The 19,602-nt window shown below is 67.9% G+C and carries 13 protein-coding genes and 1 other RNA gene; 5 read left to right on the top strand and 9 right to left on the bottom strand.

Annotated features, from left to right (window positions below; all coding sequences use genetic code 11):
- Positions 1-22: 22 nt before the first annotated feature.
- Positions 23-1,897, bottom strand: coding sequence for a DNA polymerase III subunit gamma/tau (locus DSD28_RS17010; protein ID WP_119257618.1), 1,875 nt, complete (start codon positions 1,895-1,897; stop codon positions 23-25).
- A 44-nt stretch (positions 1,898-1,941) separates the two neighbouring features.
- An RNA gene (gene ffs, locus DSD28_RS17005) (signal recognition particle sRNA small type) lies at positions 1,942-2,039 on the bottom strand.
- Between the two features lie 138 nt (positions 2,040-2,177).
- On the opposite strand from ffs, the gene DSD28_RS17000 reads away from it, so the two are divergent.
- Together DSD28_RS17000 and nudC are read left to right on the top strand one after the other, a co-directional pair.
- A complete protein-coding gene (locus DSD28_RS17000) occupies positions 2,178-2,609 on the top strand; it encodes an HIT domain-containing protein (RefSeq protein WP_162911439.1) in 432 nt (143 codons plus the stop codon).
- Positions 2,606-3,580, top strand: a complete 975-nt coding sequence (gene nudC / locus DSD28_RS16995) for an NAD(+) diphosphatase (protein WP_119257616.1) — start codon at positions 2,606-2,608, stop codon at positions 3,578-3,580. The genes DSD28_RS17000 and nudC overlap by 4 nt, the downstream gene beginning before the upstream one ends.
- Here nudC and DSD28_RS16990 read toward each other — a convergent pair whose 3' ends face one another.
- The 3 genes from DSD28_RS16990 to DSD28_RS16980 form a co-directional block, all read right to left on the bottom strand.
- Positions 3,581-3,817 (bottom strand): hypothetical protein, encoded by a 237-nt coding sequence (locus DSD28_RS16990; protein ID WP_119257769.1) that lies wholly within the window; start codon positions 3,815-3,817, stop codon positions 3,581-3,583.
- A gap of 83 nt (positions 3,818-3,900) precedes the next feature.
- Complete coding sequence (locus tag DSD28_RS16985; protein ID WP_119257615.1) at positions 3,901-4,752, bottom strand: prephenate dehydratase; 852 nt, start codon at positions 4,750-4,752, stop codon at positions 3,901-3,903.
- A gap of 14 nt (positions 4,753-4,766) precedes the next feature.
- Positions 4,767-5,522: a 3-deoxy-manno-octulosonate cytidylyltransferase gene (locus DSD28_RS16980; protein WP_119257614.1), complete on the bottom strand. Its 756-nt coding sequence runs from the start codon at positions 5,520-5,522 to the stop codon at positions 4,767-4,769.
- Positions 5,523-5,674: 152 nt separating this feature from the next.
- Between DSD28_RS16980 and DSD28_RS16975 the strand changes: the two genes are divergently transcribed.
- Entirely contained in the window at positions 5,675-6,421 is a 747-nt protein-coding gene (locus DSD28_RS16975; RefSeq protein ID WP_119257613.1) for a c-type cytochrome, read from the top strand.
- 72 nt (positions 6,422-6,493) lie between these two features.
- Here DSD28_RS16975 and DSD28_RS16970 read toward each other — a convergent pair whose 3' ends face one another.
- The gene (locus DSD28_RS16970) at positions 6,494-7,438 is read right to left on the bottom strand and encodes an AEC family transporter (RefSeq protein ID WP_119257612.1); all 945 of its coding nucleotides are present in this window, start codon (positions 7,436-7,438) and stop codon (positions 6,494-6,496) included.
- A 552-nt stretch (positions 7,439-7,990) separates the two neighbouring features.
- Here DSD28_RS16970 and DSD28_RS16965 point away from each other — a divergent pair.
- Together DSD28_RS16965 and pbpC are read left to right on the top strand one after the other, a co-directional pair.
- Positions 7,991-13,441, top strand: coding sequence for an alpha-2-macroglobulin family protein (locus DSD28_RS16965; RefSeq protein WP_119257611.1), 5,451 nt, complete (start codon positions 7,991-7,993; stop codon positions 13,439-13,441).
- Positions 13,442-13,452: 11 nt separating this feature from the next.
- Positions 13,453-15,537: a penicillin-binding protein 1C gene (gene pbpC, locus DSD28_RS16960; RefSeq protein WP_119257610.1), complete on the top strand. Its 2,085-nt coding sequence runs from the start codon at positions 13,453-13,455 to the stop codon at positions 15,535-15,537.
- A gap of 409 nt (positions 15,538-15,946) precedes the next feature.
- On the opposite strand, the gene DSD28_RS16955 is transcribed toward pbpC, so the two are convergent.
- The 3 genes from DSD28_RS16955 to DSD28_RS16945 are packed head-to-tail and all read right to left on the bottom strand — an operon-like array spanning position 15,947 to position 19,601.
- Entirely contained in the window at positions 15,947-16,747 is an 801-nt protein-coding gene (locus tag DSD28_RS16955; RefSeq protein WP_119257609.1) for a crotonase/enoyl-CoA hydratase family protein, read from the bottom strand.
- Entirely contained in the window at positions 16,744-17,619 is an 876-nt protein-coding gene (locus tag DSD28_RS16950) for a hydroxymethylglutaryl-CoA lyase (RefSeq protein ID WP_119257608.1), read from the bottom strand. The genes DSD28_RS16955 and DSD28_RS16950 overlap by 4 nt, the downstream gene beginning before the upstream one ends.
- Positions 17,616-19,601 carry an acetyl/propionyl/methylcrotonyl-CoA carboxylase subunit alpha gene (locus DSD28_RS16945; protein WP_119257607.1) on the bottom strand — a complete coding sequence of 662 codons (1,986 nt, stop codon included), beginning with the start codon at positions 19,599-19,601 and terminating at the stop codon, positions 17,616-17,618. The genes DSD28_RS16950 and DSD28_RS16945 overlap by 4 nt, the downstream gene beginning before the upstream one ends.
- Position 19,602: the final 1 nt, after the last annotated feature.

The raw sequence follows: 19,602 nt of genomic DNA, 5'->3' as shown, positions 1-19,602 counted from the left end.
CTCCTCTTCGTCTCTAGCTATCTTAATGTTCGATATCGTCGCCGGGCAGGATGTCGCCCTCGGCGGATTCGGCAGCGGCCACGGCCTCGACGGTCTCGGCCTCGTCTTCCGTTTCCTGCACCTTGATGCGCACGTCGGTGATCTTGGCGCCGGGGAAGCGCTGCAGGATGGCGGCGACGTCGGGGTCCTGGCGCGCATCGGCGACACGCGCTTCCTGCGCCATGGTTTCGGCTTCCGACAGGGTCGGCCCGCCGGCCTCCCGCGAAAGGATCACCAGCCAGCGGATGCCGGTCCATTCCAGAAGCCGGTTCTGGAGATCGGGGATAAGCGACTTGGGGGCATCCTGAGCAAGGCCGATTTCCAGCTTGCCGGGCTCGACGCTGACGGGGCGCACAAAGGCGCGCACGAGGGCGCGCAGGCGGATGTCGCGGTTCTTCGTGCAGAGATCGGCGATGTCGGAGATCGACTGGACCGGCACTTTCGGCGTGACGGCCGGCTGTTCGGCAGGCGCGGCCTCGGTGCGGCCGACGGGCTGGGGCGCCGGCTCGGCCTGCGGCACGGCGCGCAGCATAGTCGCGCCGTTCGACTGGGCGCGCAGCGGTGCATCCGGCTGGCGCGCGACGGCGGAAACGGACGCCTGCGCGGAAGGCTGGCCGGAAGAACCGCCGGATTGCGGCGCGCGGCCGCCATTGCCGCCGCCCTCGCCGCTCGAAAGCTCGGTAAGGCGGCGCGCGGCCTCTTCCGGCGAGGGAAGGTTGGCGGCGTGGGCAAGGCGGATGATGACCATCTCGGCGGCGCCCGCAGGACGGCTGGAGGCTTCCGTTTCCGGGATGCCCTTGAGCAGCATCTGCCACATGCGCGAAAGCGCTGTGACGGCGATGGAATTGGCGAATTCGACGCCGCGCGTGCGCTCGATCTCGCTCAGCGACTGGTCGCCGGCAGCATCGGGCACATATTTCATGCGGGTGACGAGATGGGTGAAGTCGGCAAGGTCCGTCAGCACGACCGAGGGGCTGGCGCCCGCCTCGTACTGTGCGGCGAATTCGGCCAGCGCCGCCGCCGCGTCGCCCTTCACGATGTGCTCGAAGAGATCGACGATGCGGGCGCGGTCGGCAAGGCCGAGCATGGAGCGCACGGCCTCCACCTCGACACGGCCCGCGCCATGGGCGATTGCCTGGTCGAGCAGCGACAGGCCGTCACGCGCCGAGCCTTCGGCCGCGCGGGCGACCATGGCGAGCGCGTCCGGCTCAAACTCGACGCCTTCCTTGCCGAGGATGGTGGTGAAGAGGCCGACGAGATCCGACGCGCCGATGCGGCGCAGGTCGAAGCGCTGGCAGCGCGACAGGACGGTGATCGGCACTTTCCGGATTTCCGTCGTCGCGAAGATGAACTTCACATGCTCCGGCGGCTCTTCCAGCGTCTTCAACAGGCCGTTGAAGGCCTGCGTGGAGAGCATGTGCACTTCGTCGATGATATAGACTTTATAGCGCGCCGAGACGGGGCGGTAGCGCACCTGCTCGATGATCTCGCGGATATCGTCGATGCCGGTATGGGAGGCGGCATCCATCTCGATGACGTCGACATGGCGGCCTTCCATGATCGCCTGGCAATGCTCGCCGGGCACACGAAGGTCGATGGTCGGCTTGTCGATCTCCGGCGCCTTGTAGTTCAGCGCGCGGGCGAGGATGCGGGCGGTCGTCGTCTTGCCGACGCCGCGCACGCCGGTCAACATATAGGCCTGGGCGATGCGGCCGGTCTCGAAGGCGTTGGTCAGCGTGCGGACCATCGGCTCCTGGCCGACCATGAGGTCGGAGAAATCCTTCGGGCGATACTTGCGGGCAAGCACCCGGTAGGCGGCCGGCTTCTCGGTGGACGGATTTGAGGTTGCGTCGCTCATCGACCCTGCCGTTAATCGAACGTCTGTCCCGACAGGACGGAAAGGTGGGAGGCTGGCACGATGACCCGTGCCGGGGCTCGTTAGGGCTGCTTCCTTCCGGACCTGACCCGGTTGGCGAGTGGCTCGTCCACCACCAACCTCCCGCTCCCCATATCGGCAATATTCCATCCGAATGCAAGCGGAGGCGATAAAAAACTGTTGGAGCGAAATCGGGTGCGTGGCATGAATCGTCTGTACCGGACGTAAATCCGCTTTACGCTTTTGCTGGTAGTGCGTTGCAATGAGCATTCGGGAGGACCCCTTGAGCGATTTTCGACCTGACGAACGGCTGGTTCGCGACAGCGATCTCGTAACGAGGATCGGCCTGTGCGAGCTGCGCCTCATGAAGGACAGGCGCTGGCCCTGGCTGGTGCTCGTGCCACAGCGCGCGGATGTCAGCGAGGTCTTCGACCTGACGCCGCTCGACCAGACCATGCTGACCTTCGAGACCAATCTCGTGGCCGAGGCGCTGAAGACGGTGACCGGCGCGACGAAGATCAACACCGGCGCGCTCGGCAACATCGTCCGCCAGCTCCATGTCCATGTCGTCGCGCGCAGCGAGGGCGACCCGAACTGGCCCGGCCCCATCTGGGGCCACGGCACCGCCGAGCCGCGCTCGGCCGAGGAAACCAAGGCCTTCACCGCCAAGCTGCTGGACGCACTGACCCCATGAAGCCATCGCTTTTCGATCTCTACCGCCCGCATCCGGAACCCAGCACCATGGTGGCCTTTGCGGAAAACAGCCTCGACCGCCAGTCGGAGCACCGTGCGCCGGACTGCCTGGAGCAGGCTTTCAGGGCGCAGAACGTGCATGCCTTCGCGCTGGCCGGCGGCAAGCTGGTCGTCAAGCACGACGAGAAGATCATCGATCCGCTCTTCGCCCCCTACGAGCTCGCCGAACTCGGCCCGATGCCGGAGGACGCCATCCTGCTCGGCTACCTGAAGAACGGCGAGCCGCGGCTGGCGATCCCCGTCAAGGCCGATCCCGATACGCTGCAGGAGCCGCTGAAGGCAGCCGACGGGCGCACGCTCTACCGCCAGCAGATGCTCGACGACGACCTGCTCGGCCAGTTTGCCCAGGCCTCCAGCCTGATGACCTGGAACGGCAACAACCGCTTCTGCGGCAAGTGCGGTTCGCCGACCCGCTCGGAGATCGGCGGCTACCGCCGCGTCTGCGAGGCCTGCGGCCACACGATCTTTCCGCGCACCGACCCGGTCGCCATCATGCTGGTCATCGATCTCGAGCGGGACCTGTGCCTGCTCGGCCGCTCGCCGCATTTCCCGGAGGGCATGTATTCCTGCCTCGCCGGCTTCCTGGAGCCGGGCGAGACGATCGAGCATACCGTGCGCCGCGAAACCTTCGAGGAATCCGGCATCCGGGTCGGCCGCGTGCGCTACCACGCCTCGCAGCCCTGGCCGATGCCGCATTCGCTGATGATCGGCTGCTATGGCGAGGCGATCTCCTTCGACATCCGCCGCGACGAAACGGAACTGGAGGACTGCCGCTGGTTCACCCGCGAGGAGACGGCGGCGATGGTGGCGCGCGGCGCACTTTCGGGCGTCGCGCCCGGCATGACCACGCCACCGCCGAAGGGCGCCATCGCGCACCGGCTGATGCGCGACTGGCTCGACTGGGACGGCTGATCAGCGCAGGCCGAGATGCGGCTGGTCGCCGGGATGCTCGCGCAGCCTGAGGCTCGGCGCCACGAAGCGCGCGATGACCGGACTGACGAGGAAGGTGACGACGATCCAGGCCGGCAGCAGGTATTTCGCGTGCTCGTTGAGGACCGGGACGGTGAGGATGGCGATGGTGCCGGCACCGAAGACGACGGCATTCACCATCATCGATACGAGAATGGTAATATAGGTGATCGTGCGCATGGGCATCTCCTTTCCATGAAAAATGCCCGCGCGGCGGCGCGGTTCCGCGCCGCCTGACGATCGTCAAGTTCCCGGCGGATCGCTCAGAACGCGCTGCGCATCGGATGCGCGCGATAGGTGCCGAGGATGCGGACCTTTTCCGAGAAGAAGCGCAGCTCCTCCAGCGCGCGCCGCACCGGCAGGTCGTCCGGATGGCCCTCGATATCGGCATAGAACTGCGTGGCGTAGAACTTGCCGCCGATCTGGTAGCTTTCCAGCTTCGTCATGTTGATGCCGTTGGTGGCGAAGCCGCCCATCGCCTTGTAGAGCGCGGCGGGGATGTTGCGCACGTTGAAGACGAAGGTGGTGACGATGGTCTCGTCGCCGTCGCGCACGACCGGCACAGGATCGCGCGAGAGCACGACGAAGCGGGTGACGTTGCTTTCCGTATCCTCGACATTCTCGGCGATGATCGACAGGCCGTAGAGATCGGCGGCAAGGCGCGGGGCGAGCGCCGCCATGGTGCGGTCGCCGGTCTCAGAGACGAGCTTGGCCGCGCCCGCCGTGTCGCCCGCGATCACCGGCTTCCAGCCGTTGAGGCGGACGATCTTGCGGCACTGGCCGAGCGCGTGGATATGGCTGTGGACCGTGCGGACCTCGTCCTTCGTCACGCCCGGCAGCACCATGAGCTGGAAGCGGATCGGCATGAAATATTCGCCGACGATGTGCAGGCGCGATTCCGGCAGGAGATGGTGGATGTCGGCGACGCGGCCGGCAATCGTGTTCTCGATCGGGATCATGCCGAGATCGGCATCGCCGTTCTCGACGGCAAGGAAGGCATCCTCGAAGGTCTGGCAGGGCAGCGGCTCCATGTTCGGGAACATGTCGCGGCTCGCCATGTCGGAATTCGCGCCGAACTCGCCCTGGAAGGCGATCTTGTTGGTCTTCGTGATCATGGCAGGTATCCGTATCAGATGGGATGGGCGGCGAGCATCGCGCGGGCCTTTTCGAGGTCGGCGGGAGTATCGACACCGAGCGGAACGGTGTCAACGATCTCCGCATCGATGCGCATGCCCGCCTCCAGCGCCCGAAGCTGCTCCAGCGATTCCCGCCTTTCCAGCGTCGAGGGCGGCAGCGTCACGAAGGTCTCCAGCGCCTTGCGGCGATAGGCATAAAGGCCGATGTGGTGGTAGAGCGGGCCGTTGCCGTAAGGCGCGGTCGCGCGTGTGAAATAGAGGGCCCGCAGGCGGCGTTCGCCGACAGGCGAGCCGACGATCTTGACCACGTTGGGGTTGGTCTTCTCGTGCTCGTCGCGGATCTCGGTCGTCAGCGTCGCGATATCGGTCGCGGCGTTCTCCAGCGGGCGCAGGGCGGCGCGGATGGTTTCCGGATCGATGGTCGGCAGGTCGCCCTGGACGTTGATGACGAACTCGGCGCGGCCTTCCGGGTCGCTCTTGGTCAACGCCTCGTGGATGCGGTCGGAGCCGGACTGGTGGTCGACACGGGTCATCACCGCGGCAAAGCCCGCCGCGACGACGGCGTCGAAGATGTCCTGGTGATCGACGGCGACGACGACACGGCCGACATCGGCGGCGGCAGCCCGGCGCGCAACCTGCACGATCATCGGCAAGCCCGCAATGTCGGCGAGCGGCTTGCCGGGAAGCCGGGTCGAGGCCATGCGCGCAGGAATGAGGACGAGGCTCTTGTCAAAATTGGCGCGATTCATCTCAGGCCCTTCAAAACCCCCTGGAAAAGTGTCAATAAGTCTCAGTGCGGGGGCTACAATCACTGTTGCAACGAAGCAGCAAAAGACATAGGTTCCGCGCGATTTCAAGACTGGCCGGTGTCAGGTCCGCCGGTTGCTAGGGGAGCGTTTGGATGAACTCTTATGTGAACATGGGCGTGGGTGCCCTTCTGGGCACCGTCTTCGTACTGATGTCCGTGTCGATCGCTTCTGAAGGCATTTTCCATTCGGGCGCTCCCGAGAAGGAAGGCTTCGCGATCGTGGCCGAGGAAACGGGCGGCGAGGCAGCGGGCGGCGAGGAAGCCGCGAAGGCCGTTCCGATCGCGACCCTGCTCGCCAGCGCCGACGCGGGCGCAGGCGAAACCGTCTTCAAGAAGTGCGCGAGCTGTCACACCGGGGAGAAGGGCGGACCGAACAAGGTCGGCCCCAACCTCTGGGACGTCGTCAACCGCCCGATCGCCTCGCATGAGGGCTTCAGCTATTCCGCAGGCATGACCACCTTCTCCGAAGGCCACAAGGTCGTCTGGGACTTCGACCACCTGAACTTCTTCCTCGAAGCGCCGAAGAAGCACGTTCCGGGCACCGCCATGGGCTTCGCCGGCCTCAAGAAGGACGACGAGCGCGCCAACCTGATCGCCTATCTGCGCACGCTCTCCGACAATCCGGCGCCGCTGCCGACCGCTTCTAGCGAAGGCGCGGCCGCGACGGAAGGCGCAGCCCCCGCTGAGGGCGGCGCGGCCACCGAAGGCGGCGCTGCGGCAACGCAGGACGGCGCAGCGACCCCGGCCGAAGGCGGCGCGGCAACCACGACCGAGGGCGCAGCTCCGGCCGAAGGCGGCGCGACGCAGGGCACCACGACGGAACAGCCGGCCGCTCAGTAAAAAGAGCGCCAGCCACGGATTTGGAAAACCCGGCCTTCGCGCCGGGTTTTTTGTTGCCGGCGAAGGGGAATCTCAGCCGAGCAGCCAGGCCCAGAAGGAAACGGTGAAGACGCCGAACGCCGTCGTCATGGTGATGGTCGAGGAGGCGAGCGCGTGGCCGACGCCGAAATGGTTGGCGAGCAGCCAGGCGTTGACGCCCGTCGGCACGGAAGAGGTCAGCACCATCGCCGCCGTCCATTCCGGCGAAAGGCCGAGCAGCCGGCAGGCGACATAGACGGAGCCCGGCAGGACGAGGAGCTTGAGGCCGGTCATGGCGAGCGCGATGCCGGCATTGCCGCCGACCTTGTACTTGTTGAGCGCCATGCCGATGGAGACGAGCGCGGCAGGCGCGGCAAGGGCCGCGAGCTGGTCGATCACCACCTTCACCGGGCCGGAGAGCGGAACGCCGCCGGTATGGAACAGCGCGCCGGCGACAAGGCCGATCACCAGCGGATTGCGCACGAGGCTCCGGCCGATGCCGAGCAGCAGCGCCGCAAAACTCTGCGGTTCGCGCGTGTGCTCCTTGCGCTCGGCCCGCTCCATCAGCACCGTGCCGGCGATCATCATGACCGGCAGATGCACGGAGATGAGGACGGAGAGCGCCACCACGCCGTCGTTGCCGACGATGCGCGAGACGAGCGGCAGGCCGATGAAGATGGTGTTGGCGAAGGCGGAGGAGACCCCGGCGAGCACGCCGATGCGCCGGTCGCGCCCGAAACCGAGCGTCGCCGCGAGATGGGCGACGGTCCAGGTGAAGGCGACGCCGGCGAAATAGGCGACCCAGATGCGCAGCGGCGATTCGCCGGAGAAATTCGCCTCCGCGATGGTGCGGAAGAGCAGCACCGGCACCGCGACGCGGAAGACGAACTCGCCGAGCCCCTCGCCCAGCTCCTCCCTGAGATAGCCGGTGCGGACCAGCAGCCAGCCGATCAGGATCAGCGCGAAGATGGGCAGGACATTGAAGGCGACGTCCGACATGAAACCGTCCGGGAGAGGCAGGAGCCGCAAGGCGGCCGCCCTGCGGCCTCATGGGTAAGGCAATCGGCGGGCCGGAGCAATTCCCGCCCGGCGCGGAAACACGCCTTCACCCGAACCTGCGCAACAAGGGGGAGCCGAACCCGGCCGCACAAATGAAAAAAGCGAGGGTTGAACCCCCGCTTCCTCATCCCGGCCTGACCGGGGAAGTGTTTCGCGCAGGTGCCAGTACATCCGTGGTCACCGCGTTTGCGAAACACGACTTTCGTGTCTGACGAGGTTCTAGCCGCCCGCTGTTACAGCGATATGACAGAAGAGCGCCCGTCGATGTTTTGCAGTCTGCGTCCATATGGTTAACAAAAGGTTAACGCGGCAGGGATCGAAAAATTTCGCATTTCCGGCGATTGAACGGCGGATCTCAAACGTCTTCCCCCTGATTTCCTGCGTCACCTCTTCCATGCCCCGTCGAAACGCCCGGTCTTTCGATTGACAAGCCGGGACGGGGTCTGAAGAGTGGCGGCAACGAGACGGCAGCGGTAGGAGGACTTGATGTCTATGCGCGCATTCTTCGGTTTCACGGCTCTTGTTCTTTCGGCCGTCGCCTCGCCACCGCTGGCCGCCCATGCGGAAGAAACCCGCACCATCGTCACCACCGAGAACAGCGACTATTTCGGCTTCGACCTGCGCACCGTGCAGGACGTGACGCTCGACCAGTGCAAGACCGACTGCATCGACGACATGTCATGCCGCGCCTTCACCTATAATCCCAAGGTGAAGTGGTGCTTCCTGAAGAGCGACTTCAACCAGATCAACCATTTCCAGGGCGCCATCGCCGGCAAGATCGTCAAGGCCGACAATGCCGCCGATATCGGCGCCGCGCCCGCGCTCTCCTTCATCAGCGAATACATGCTGAACGATGCCCGCGCCTTCCGCGACAATCTCGCCCTGCCGGCGGACCAGGTCGGCCAGGGGGCGGAAAGCCTCGCCTCGCTCGGCCGCATCGAGACCGCATCGGACCGTTTCGACCAGGCGCTCGCCGCCTTCCGCGGCGCGCTGTCGCTGGCTCCGGACGACTATTATCTCTGGATCGAGACGGCCGAATCCATGGGCCGGGCGACCAACAACAGCTATCTCGCCGGCCAGGGCGCGCTTGCGGCGATCAACGCCTACCAGCTTTCGCGCACGACCGAGACGCGCGCCCGGGCGCTTGCCGTGCTCGGCGACACGCTCGACGTTTCCGGCAGCTACCGCGCCGGCATCAATGCCTACAAGGCGAGCCTCGAGCAGCAGGAAGACGTCGCCGTCCGCTCGGCCTATCTGAACCTGCGGACCCGGCAGGGCTTCCGCATGGTGAGCCACACGATCGATTCCGACAGCGCCAGCCCGCGGGCCTGCGTGGAATTCTCCGAGCCGCTGGTGAAGTCCGGCGCCGACTACGCCTCCTTCGTCACGCTCGACGGCGCTGCGCCCAAGGCCGTGGAAGCCAAGGACCGGCAGATCTGCGTGGAGGGTCTGAAACACGGCCAGCGCTACAAGATCGCCTTCCGTCCCGGCCTGCCCTCCTCCGTCGACGAGCCGCTCGCGGCTGCCGTCGATCTCGACATCTACGTGCAGGACCGCACCGCCATGGTGCGCTTCACCGGCGACGGCTTCGTACTGCCCGACAGCGTCCGCCGCGGCATTCCCATCGTCTCGGTCAACACCGACAGCGCCGACCTGAAGCTCTACCGCGTCGGCGACCGCGCCATCGCCGGGCTGCTGGCCGACAGCCGCTTCCTCACCCAGCTCGACGGCTATTCGGCGAGCCGCATCGAGAACGACAACGGCGAACTCGTCTGGCAGGGCAAGATCGACATCTCGCCGGAACTCAACAAGGACGTCGTCACCAGCTTCCCGGTCGACGAGGCGCTGCCCGAGCGCAAGCCCGGCGTCTACGTGCTGACCGCCGCGGCGACGAACGGCCGCAGCAACGAGTGGGATTCGAAGGCGACGCAATGGTTCGTCGTCTCGGATGTTGGCCTCACCACCTATGCCGGCACGGACGGCCTCAACGTCTTCGCCCGCTCGCTCGACAGCGCCGGCCCGCTGGAAGGCGTCGAGCTGCAGCTGATCGCCAAGAACAACGAGGTGCTCGGCACCGCGACGACCGATGCCGACGGCCGCGCCAGCTTCACCGCCGGCCTCATCCGCGGCACCGCCGCCAACACGCCCGCCGTGATCCTCGCGAAGAAAGGCGAAGGCGACTTCGTCTTCCTCGACATGACGCGCGCCGGCTTCGACCTTTCCGACCGCGGCGTCACCGGCCGCCCGGCGCCGGGCGCCATCGACGTGCTCACCTGGACGGAACGCGGCATCTACCGCGCCGGCGAGACGGTGCATGTCGCAGCGCTCGCCCGCGATATCGAATCGAACGCCGTCGAGAAGCTGCCGCTCACCTTCGTCTTCAGCCGCCCGGACGGCGTCGAGGACCGCCGCATGGTGGCCGACGGCGCGACGCTCGGCGGCTATGCCGTCGACCTGCCGCTTATGGAAAACAGCATGCGCGGCACCTGGACCATGCAGGTCTATACCGACCCGAAGGGCATGGCGATCGCCGAGAAGCAGTTCCTCGTCGACGACTTCGTGCCGGACCGCATCGAATTCGACATGAAGACCGACGCCAAGTTCGTCGATGCCGAGACGCCGGCGCCCATCACGGTCGAGGGCCGCTATCTCTACGGCGCGCCGGGCGCCGGGCTCGAGATCGAGGGCGACGTCGCCCTGAAGCCGACGCGCCAGGATGCCGCCTATCCGAACTATGTCTTCGGCCTTGCCGACGAGGAGGCGCTTGAGGAAAACCGCGTCCCGCTCGACGGCCTCGACGTGCTCGACGACGAGGGCAAGACGACCTTCGACCTCACCGTTTCCGACCTTCCCTCTACCACGCAGCGCCTCGAAGCGCGCGTGACGCTGCGCATGAAGGAAGCGGGCGGCCGCGCCGTCGAACGCAACCTGACGCTGCCCGTCAAGGCATCCGGCCCGATGATCGGCGTGAAGCCGGAATTTGGCGGCGAGCTTTCGGAGAACAGCGTCGCCAACTTCCACGTCGTCGCCGTCGATCCGGACGGCGCGAAGGCGGCGATGCAGGGCCTGCCCTGGAAGCTGCTCTCCGTCGAGCGGAACTATCAATGGTATCGCGACGGCAGCTCCTGGCGCTACGAGCCGGTGCTCTCGACGACGCAGATCGCCAACGGCACGCTGGACGTCGCCGCCGACGGCGGCCGCATCTCGGTTCCCGTCACCTGGGGCCGCTACCGCCTCGAAGTGGAGAGCCCCGAGCCGGAAGGCCCGGCGACCAGCATCGAGTTCGACGCCGGCTGGTATGTCGCGGCAAGCTCGACGGAAACGCCCGACGCGCTGGAAATCTCGCTCGACAAGGAAAGCTATGCCGTCGGCGAGACGGCGAAGCTCAAGGTCTCGCCGCGCCATGCCGGCCAGCTCCTCGTCACCATCGGCGCGGAAAGCCTGATCGCCACCCAGACCGCCACCATCGGCGCCGAAGGCGGCGAGGTGGAAATCCCGGTCACCGAGGAATGGGGCTCGGGCTCCTACGTCACCGCGACGCTCTTCCGCCCCGGCTCCGACCAGGAAAGCCGCATGCCGATGCGCGCCATCGGCATCACCTGGCTGAAGGTCGATCCCGCCGAGCGCAAACTCGACATCGCGCTCGACGTGCCGGAAAAGACCCTGCCGCGCCAGCCGCTCGACATTTCGCTGAAGGTCGCGGGCGCCGGCGCGAATGAGGAGGCCTATATCACGGTCGCCGCCGTCGATGTCGGCATCCTCAACCTCACCCGCTACGAGGCACCCGATCCGGCCGGCTGGTATTTCGGCCAGCGTCGCCTCGGCATGGAGATCCGCGACATCTACGGCCGCCTGATCGACGGCTCGCTCGGCACGACGGGGCGCTTGCGCACCGGCGGCGACGGCGGCGAAGGGGCGCTCCAGGGCAACCCGCCGAAGGAAAAGCTCGTCGCCTTCTTCGCCGGTCCGGTGAAGCTGGATGCGGAGGGCAATGCCAAGGTCAGCTTCGACATTCCGCAGTTCAACGGCACCGCCCGCGTCATGGCCGTCGCCTGGACGAAGACAGGCGTCGGCAGCGCGTCGAAGGATGTCGTCATCCGCGATCCGGTCGTGGTGACGGCAAGCCTGCCGAAGTTCCTCGCCCCCGGGGACCGCGCGGACCTGCGGCTCGACATCGCCAATACCGATGCGCCGGCCGGCGACTATACGGTCGAGGTCACGCACAACGCCTCGGTCATGGTCGATCAGACCGGCGCCGGCGAGGTGCTGAAGCTCGAACCCGGCGGCAAGACCGCGCTCACCCTGCCGCTGATCGGCGGGGAAGCCGGCGACGGCCTTGTCACCGTCAAGCTGACGAACGGGGCCGACATGTCGCTGGAGCAGGTGCTCAACGTGCCGGTGCGTCCGGCCGCCATGCCCATCACCACGCGCCGGCCCATCGAGATCGCCGCGAATGGCAGCCTGACCATCGACGACCAGTTGCTCGCCGACAGCCAGCTTGCCGGCGCCTCGGTGAGCCTCAACGTCTCGCGCGCCGCCGCCTTCGACATTCCGGCCCTGCTGATGGCGCTCGACCGCTATCCCTATGGCTGCACGGAGCAGACGACGAGCCGCGCCCTGCCGCTCCTCTATCTGAGCGAGCTTTCCAGGCAGTCCGGCCTGCCGGAGGACACGGAAACGCAGAAGCGGGTGCAGGACGCCATCTATCGCGTCCTCGCCAACCAGTCCTCCTCCGGCAGCTTCGGCCTCTGGTCTCCCGGCTATGGCGACCTCTGGCTCGACGCCTTCGTCACCGACTTCCTGACCCGCGCCCGCGAGCAGAAGTTCGAGGTGCCGGAAAAGGCCATGGTGCAGGCGCTCTCCAACCTGCAGAACGCCCTCTCCTACGACGTCAACGTCTCGACCCAGGGCAACGAGATCGCCTATGCGCTCTATGTGCTCGCCCGCAACCGCAAGGCCGCGATCAGCGACCTGCGCTACTATGCGGATACGAAGCTCCCCGAGTTCTCCTCGCCGCTCGCCCGCGCCCAGATCGCCGGCGCGCTCGGCCTCTACGGCGATGCCCAGCGCTCGATGACGATCTTCTCCAACGCGCTCGGCCTGTCGCGCGAGACCGCCATGAATGCCAGCCTCTCGCGCACCGACTACGGCTCGTCGCTGCGTGACGGCGCGGCGATCCTGGCGCTCGCCGCGGAAAGCCGGCCGGTTCCCGACGTCATCCCGGACCTGACCAAGCTCGTCGCCAGGGAGTGGGATAACAAGCGCTGGACCAGCACGCAGGAACAGACCTGGATGCTGCTCGCCGCGCGCTCCGTGCGCGATGCCGACAAGGGCCTGAAGCTGGAGATCAATGGCGCGGCGCGCGACGGCGGCTATGCCGCGCAGATGACCGGCAAGTCCCTGCTGGAACATCCGCTGACCGTCGCCAACCGCACCGGCGAGCCGGTCGCGGCCATGCTGACCACCGTCGCGGCCCCCGCCGATCCGCTGCCGGCCGGCGGCGACGGCTTCGCCATCGAGCGTACGTACTACACGCTCGACGGCGAGGAGGCGAACATCACGGAGGCGACGCAGAACGAGCGCTACGTCGTGGTGCTGAAGGTGACGGAGCACAACAGCTGGCCGTCGCGCATCATCATCACCGACCTCCTGCCCGCCGGCTTCGAGATCGACAATCCGAGCCTCGTCGACAGCGCGAAGCTTTCCAACTTCGACTGGCTCGGCCAGACCGAGGCGGCGCATACGGAGTTCCGCTACGACCGCTTCGTGGCGGCCTTCAACCGCAGCGAGGGCGACAATCGCGAGGTGACGCTCGCCTATGTCGTGCGCGCCGTGACCCCCGGCACCTACGACCTGCCGGCCGCGCAGGTGGAGGACATGTATCGTCCGCAATACTCCGCCCGCACGGCGACCGGCCGCATGCAGGTCGTCAAGGCCGAGTAGGAGGGGACGCCATGGCGCTCTGGCGCAAGCTCCTCGTCGGTTCCCTGAGCGGGGCGGCGGCCATTGCCGCCCTCGCCTTCGGGCTCGACCGTGCGGACCGCGCCTATCCGCCGCCCGTCGCGGTGGCGGATACCGTCTCGAAGGAAGTGCTCGACCGTGACGGCCGGCTGCTGCGCGCCTTCGCGACGCCGCAGGGGCACTGGCGGCTGAAGACCACCGCCGCCGATGTCGATCCGCAGTTCATCCGCATGCTGCTTGCCTACGAGGACCGGCGCTTCAACGCGCATTCCGGCATCGATCCGCTGGCGCTGCTGCGCGCCGCCGGCCAGTTCGTCACCAGCGGCCATATCGTTTCGGGCGGCTCGACGCTCTCCATGCAGGTCGCCCGCCTGATCGAGCCGCGCGAGAGCCGGTCGATGCTCGCCAAGCTGCGCCAGATGGCGCGCGCCGTCCAACTCGAACGGCGGCTCTCCAAGGCCGAGATCCTCGACCTCTACCTGACGCTCGCCCCCTATGGCGGCAATCTGGAAGGCGTGCGGGCGGCAAGCCTCGCCTGGTTCGGCAAGGAGCCGAAGCGGCTTTCCGTCGCTGAGGCCGCCCTCCTCGTCGCCCTGCCGCAGCTTCCTGAAAAGCGCCGGCCCGACCGGCACCGGGACGTCGCGGAAAAGGCGCGCGAGCGCGTGCTGAACCGCATGGCCGTCTCGGAGATCATCGGCGAGGGCGAGGCCGAGCGCGCGAGCGCCGAGGCCATCCCCACCCGCCGCCGGCAGCTTCCATCCTACGCCGCCCATCTCTCGGAACTCGCGCTGCGCAAGGACCCGAAGGCGGTCACGCGCAGCACCACGCTCGACCGCACGGTGCAGGACGGGCTGGAGACCGTCGCCCGCGAGGCGGCCGAGCGGCTCGGCCCAAAGGTCTCCATCGCCATGGTGATGGCCGATGCCCGCACCGGCGAGATCCTCGGCGAGGTCGGCTCGGCGGATTATTTCGACGGCAGCCGCGCCGGCTGGATCGACATGACGCGCATCCGCCGCTCGCCCGGCTCGGCGCTGAAACCGTTCATCTACGGCCTCGCCTTCGAGGAAGGCCTCGTCGCGCAGGAGACCATCGTCGAGGACCGTCCCGCCGATTTCTCCGGCTATCGCCCGCGCAATTTCGACATGACCTACCAGGGCGACATCAGCGTGCGCAAGGCCCTGCAGCTGTCCCTCAACGTACCGGCCGTGCGCCTGCTCGACGCCGTCGGCCCGACGCGGCTGATGGTGCGCTTCCGCCGCGCCGAGGTGCGGCCCGAGCTGCCGCCGGGCGAGACGCCCGGCCTTGCCATCGGCCTCGGCGGCCTCGGCATCACGCTGCGCGACCTCACCCAGCTCTATGCCGCGCTCGCCAATCGCGGCATGCCGGTCCGGCTCGGCGATGGCATCGCGGGCGATGCCGCCGTCATCGACGGCGATCCGCTGCTCGATCCCGTCGCTGTCTGGCAGGTCTCGGACGTGCTGTCCGCCGTCATCCCGCCGACCGGCAGCCGCCGGCTCGGCATCGCCTACAAGACCGGCACGAGCTACGGCTACCGCGACGCCTGGTCGGTCGGCTATGACGGCCGGCATGTGCTCGGCGTCTGGGTCGGCCGCGCCGACAACGGGGCCGTGCCGGGCCTGACGGGCTATGGCGCCGCCGCGCCCATCCTCTTCGAAGCCTTCTCGCGCTCCGGCATCGCCATCACCGCGCTGCCCCGCGCGCCGGCGGGCGCCGTGCGCATCGCGCAATCGGAACTGCCGGCCAGCATGCGCCGCTTTTCCACCACCGCGAACGGCCTCGTCGCGACCGCCGGGCGCGAGCCCGCGCCGCAAATCGTCTATCCGCCGGAGGGCGCCCATGTGGAACTCGGCGCGACGGCGGCGGGCGCGATCTCGCCGCTCGTCCTGAAGCTCCAGGGCGGCCGCGCGCCCTTCCGCTGGCTCGCCAACGGCAAGGTGCTGCCCGACGCCGCACGCCGGCGCACGACGCAGTGGACGCCGGAAGGCGCAGGCTTCTCGACGCTGACGGTGATCGACGCCGCGGGGCGGGCGGCAAGCGTGCGGGTGTTTATCGAGTAGGGAGATCTTTATTTTAGGGTGGGTCTGCCCCTCATCCGGCCTGCCGGCCACCTTCTCCCCGCAAGCGGGGCGAAGGAGATATGCCGCGCCGGTTTCCTCAACCAATGGCCCGCCCCCTGCTCCCCGTAGGCGGCCAGGTCATCGCCTATGGAATTCGACGTCGCCGTCCTTCCCTTCTCCCCTCGGGGAGAAGTGGCCCGAAGGGTCGGATGAGGGGGCGGCACAAGAAGGCATTTCCTTCTTGTCTTCGGCATGCCCCTCATCCGCCTGCCGGCACCTTCTCCCCGCAAGCGGGGCGAAGGGGATATGACGCACCGGTTTCCTCAAGCAATAACCGTTCGTGGGGCACGTCCCCTCTCCCCGCTTGCGGGGAGAGGGTTAGGGTGAGGGGCAAGCCAAACCCGCAATGTCACGCCTTCGCGTCGGCCAACACCCAACCCGGCTTGCGCTTCTCCAGAAAGGCCGAAATCCCCTCACCCGCCTCGGGCGTCTCCCAGGTATCGGCAAGCCGGGTCAGCGTCATCTCGATGACCTTGTCGTCGATGGGCGGGGCGAGCGCATGGGCGAGCGCCTTCGCCGCTGCCACTGCATTTGGCGAGGCTGCGAAATAGGGCACGACCTCTGCCTCCACGGCCTCGTCCAACGCCTCCGGCGCCACGATGCGGCTCACGAGGCCGATGTCCCGTGCGGTCGCCGTATCGAACAGGCGGGCGGAGGTGGCGAAGCGCAGGAAGGCCGCGGGGCCGATGCGCGCGGCGACATAGGGGCTGATCGTCGCCGGGATGAGGCCGAGGCGGGTTTCGGTGAGGCCGAAGCGGGCGCCCTCCATGGCGATCGCCGCATCGCAGACGCTGATGAGCCCGACGCCGCCGCCATAGGCCTGCCCGTTGACACGGGCGATGAGCGGCTTCGGCAGGTCGCGCAGGGCCTTCAGCATCAGCGCGAGGCGGCGCGCCTCGGCGATGCGCTCCTCGCGCGTCGCGGCGATCTGCTCCTTCATCCAGTTGAGGTCGCCGCCGGCGCAGAAGCTCTCGCCCTCCCCGGTGAGGACGACGGCGCGCACCGCCCGGTCCTCGGAAAGCAGGCCGGCGACGGCCGTCAGTTCGCGGATCATCAGGCCGGACAGCGCATTGTGCTGGGCGTGGCGGCGCAGCGTCAGGGCGGCGACGCCGCGCCGGTCGACGGATACGGAAATCGTCTCGAAGTTCATGGCTGCACCTCCTCATGATGCATGCCGGTGATGCGGCGGGCGAAGGCCGCGGCAGCGGCGAGCTTTTCCGGGTCGAGCCCCGTCTCGTAATCCGTCTCGGCCAGCATGTCGGCGACGGCGAGCGTATCCACATTGCCGCGCGCGCCGGGCGCGAAGGGGCAGCCGCCGAGCCCGCCGACCGAGGCGTCGAAGACGGAGAGCCCATGATCGAGCGCGACACGGATATTGTCGAGCGCCATTCCGCTCGTATCGTGAAAATGGCCGGCGAGGTTTTCCGGCGCGGCGATCTCCAGCACCGCCTCCAGCATGGCCGCCACCTCGCTCGGCCAGCCGCGCCCGATCGTGTCGCCGAGGCTCACCTCATGGCAGCCGAGGTCGAGGAGCTGGCGGGCGACCTCCGCCACGGCCTGCGGCGCGACCGGCCCGTCATAGGGGCAGCGCACGACGCAGCTGACATAGCCGCGCAGCGGAATACCGTCCTGCCGCGCCGCTTCGGCCACCGGGCGGGCGCGTTCGATGCTCTCGGCGATCGAGCAGTTGAGATTGGCCTGCGAAAAGCCCTCGGAGGCCGAAAGGAAGACGGCGACCTCGTCGGCACGGGCCGCCCGCGCCGCCTCGTAACCCTTCATGTTGGGCACCAGCGCCGAATAGGAAACGCCCGGCCGGCGGCGAATGCCGGCCATCACCTCGGCGCCGTCGGCAAGCTGCGGCACCCATTTCGGGCTGACGAAGCTCGTCGCCTCGATGCGCCGGAAGCCGCAGCCGGAGAGGAGGTCGATCAGGGCGATCTTGTCGGCGGCCGGGATGATCGCCTTCTCGTTCTGCAGGCCGTCGCGAGCCGCCATTTCGACGATTTCGATGCGCCGCTTCATGTCGCCTCCTCGGGCTCCAGCGCGAGAAGCAGCGCGCCTTCCGCCACCTGGTCGCCCACCGCCACCGGCACCGCCGCCACCACGCCGTCGCGCGGAGCGGCCAGCACCAGTTCCATCTTCATCGCCTCCATGGTGACGAGCGGCTCGCCCCTTGCGACGCGCGCGCCCGGCTCCACCGCCACGATCCGCACCAGCCCCGGCATCGGCGCCGAAAGCCGGTCGCCGCCCGCCGCCGCCTCGCCGTGGTGGCGGGCCTCTCCGGCAGTCGCGAAGGCATGGCCGTGGCCGCCGAAGAAGACGGAGATGGCTGACCCATCGCGGTGAACCGTCGCCGGGAGGATATGGCCGTCGACATCTACCTGGAGGGACGATCCGTCGACGGAGTGCAGGCGCAGGTCCGTCGCAAGGCCGTTGTGCTCGATCCGGAAATTCTCCTTGCCGCGGATCGTCACGCGCAGCGCATGTTCCACGCCGCCGTGATCGAGGAAGGCCGTTCGCGCCGCCTCGGCCCACAGCCGGAAGCCGCGCAGCCGCCCCCAGGGATCGGGTTCAGTGGCGGCTTCGAGGAAGCCGAGCGCCGAGAGGGCGGCGAGCGCGAAGGCCTCCTCGGAGGCATCGGGTTCCGCCAGCAGGCTTTCGCCCGCGCGGCCGATGAGGCCCGTATCGACGTCCCCCGCCGCAAAGGCCGGCAGGCGGCACAGGCGGGCGAGGAAGCCGGCATTGGTCACCAGTCCGCCGACACGGCATTGCCGGAGCGCCCCTTCGAGCCTTGCCAGCGCCTCGGCGCGGTCGCGGCCATGGGCGATCACCTTGGCGATCATCGGATCGTAATAGGGGGTGATGACATCGCCGGCCTGCACGCCGGAATCCACGCGCACGCCCTCCGGCACATCGAAGACCGAGAGGCGGCCGGTCGCGGGCAGGAAGTCGCGGGCCGGATTTTCCGCATAAAGCCGCGCCTCGAAGGCCCAGCCGTCGATGGCAAGCTCTTCCTGCCGCTTCGGCAGGGGCTCGCCGGCAGCGATGCGGAGCTGCCACTCGACGAGATCGAGGCCGGTGATCGCCTCCGTCACCGGATGCTCCACCTGCAGGCGCGTGTTCATTTCCATGAAATAGAACCGGTCCTGCCGGAGCCCCTCGGAAACGTCGGCGATGAACTCCACCGTGCCCGCGCCGCTATAGCCGATCGCCGCCGCGGCGCGCACGGCCGCCGCGCCCATTGCCGCGCGCATCTCCGCCGTCATGCCGGGCGCCGGCGCTTCCTCGATCACCTTCTGGTGGCGGCGCTGGAGCGAGCAGTCGCGCTCGAAGAGATGCACGACATCGCCATGCCCGTCGCCGAAGACCTGCACCTCGATGTGGCGGGGCTTGGCCATGTATTTCTCGACCAGCACGCGGCCGTCGCCAAAGGCGCTTTCGGCCTCGCGGCGGGCGCTTTCCAGCGCGGCGGAGAAATCGGCGGGATCATCCACCCGCCGCATGCCCTTGCCGCCGCCGCCGGCGCGCGCCTTGATCAGCACGGGGTAGCCGATGGCCGCCGCCTCGCCGGCGAGGAAGGCCGCTTCCTGCCTGTGACCGTGATAGCCGGGCACAACGGGCACGCCGGCCTTTTCCATCAGCGCCTTGGCGGCGTCCTTGAGGCCCATGGCCCGAATGGCATTGGCCGAGGGGCCGATGAAGACGAGGCGGGCGGCCTCCACCGCCTCGACGAAATCGGGGTTTTCCGAGAGGAAGCCGTAGCCGGGATGCACCGCCTCGGCACCGCTCGCCCGCGCCGCTTCGATGATCGCCGGGCCGTTCAGATAGCTCTTCGCCGCCTCCGCCGGGCCGATGCGGATTGCCTCGTCGGCCATCCCGACATGCAGCGCCGCCCGGTCGGCATCCGAATAGACGGCGACCGTCGCGACACCCATGCGCCTTGCGGTGCGGATGATGCGGCAGGCTATTTCGCCGCGATTGGCGATGAGGATCTTCCTGAACATC

This window comes from Shinella zoogloeoides (assembly GCF_003574625.1).
In the GTDB taxonomy this organism is placed as follows: Bacteria; Pseudomonadota; Alphaproteobacteria; order Rhizobiales; family Rhizobiaceae; genus Shinella; species Shinella zoogloeoides_A.
This window is presented reverse-complemented; position numbering and strand designations above follow the sequence as displayed.

Bases quoted from the DNA above. Each gene is read 5' to 3' on its own strand.
- DSD28_RS16980 (WP_119257614.1), bottom strand. From the start codon at position 5,522: ATGAATCGCGCCAATTTTGACAAGAGCCTCGTCCTCATTCCTGCGCGC.
- pbpC (WP_119257610.1), top strand. From the start codon at position 13,453: ATGGCGCTCTGGCGCAAGCTCCTCGTCGGTTCCCTGAGCGGGGCGGCG.
- DSD28_RS16945 (WP_119257607.1), bottom strand. From the start codon at position 19,601: ATGTTCAGGAAGATCCTCATCGCCAATCGCGGCGAAATAGCCTGCCGC.
- DSD28_RS16950 (WP_119257608.1), bottom strand. From the start codon at position 17,619: ATGAAGCGGCGCATCGAAATCGTCGAAATGGCGGCTCGCGACGGCCTG.
- DSD28_RS17000 (WP_162911439.1), top strand. From the start codon at position 2,178: ATGAGCATTCGGGAGGACCCCTTGAGCGATTTTCGACCTGACGAACGG.
- DSD28_RS16965 (WP_119257611.1), top strand. From the start codon at position 7,991: ATGCGCGCATTCTTCGGTTTCACGGCTCTTGTTCTTTCGGCCGTCGCC.
- nudC (WP_119257616.1), top strand. From the start codon at position 2,606: ATGAAGCCATCGCTTTTCGATCTCTACCGCCCGCATCCGGAACCCAGC.
- DSD28_RS16990 (WP_119257769.1), bottom strand. From the start codon at position 3,817: ATGCGCACGATCACCTATATTACCATTCTCGTATCGATGATGGTGAAT.
- DSD28_RS17010 (WP_119257618.1), bottom strand. From the start codon at position 1,897: ATGAGCGACGCAACCTCAAATCCGTCCACCGAGAAGCCGGCCGCCTAC.
- DSD28_RS16955 (WP_119257609.1), bottom strand. From the start codon at position 16,747: ATGAACTTCGAGACGATTTCCGTATCCGTCGACCGGCGCGGCGTCGCC.
- DSD28_RS16970 (WP_119257612.1), bottom strand. From the start codon at position 7,438: ATGTCGGACGTCGCCTTCAATGTCCTGCCCATCTTCGCGCTGATCCTG.
- DSD28_RS16985 (WP_119257615.1), bottom strand. From the start codon at position 4,752: ATGATCACGAAGACCAACAAGATCGCCTTCCAGGGCGAGTTCGGCGCG.
- DSD28_RS16975 (WP_119257613.1), top strand. From the start codon at position 5,675: ATGAACTCTTATGTGAACATGGGCGTGGGTGCCCTTCTGGGCACCGTC.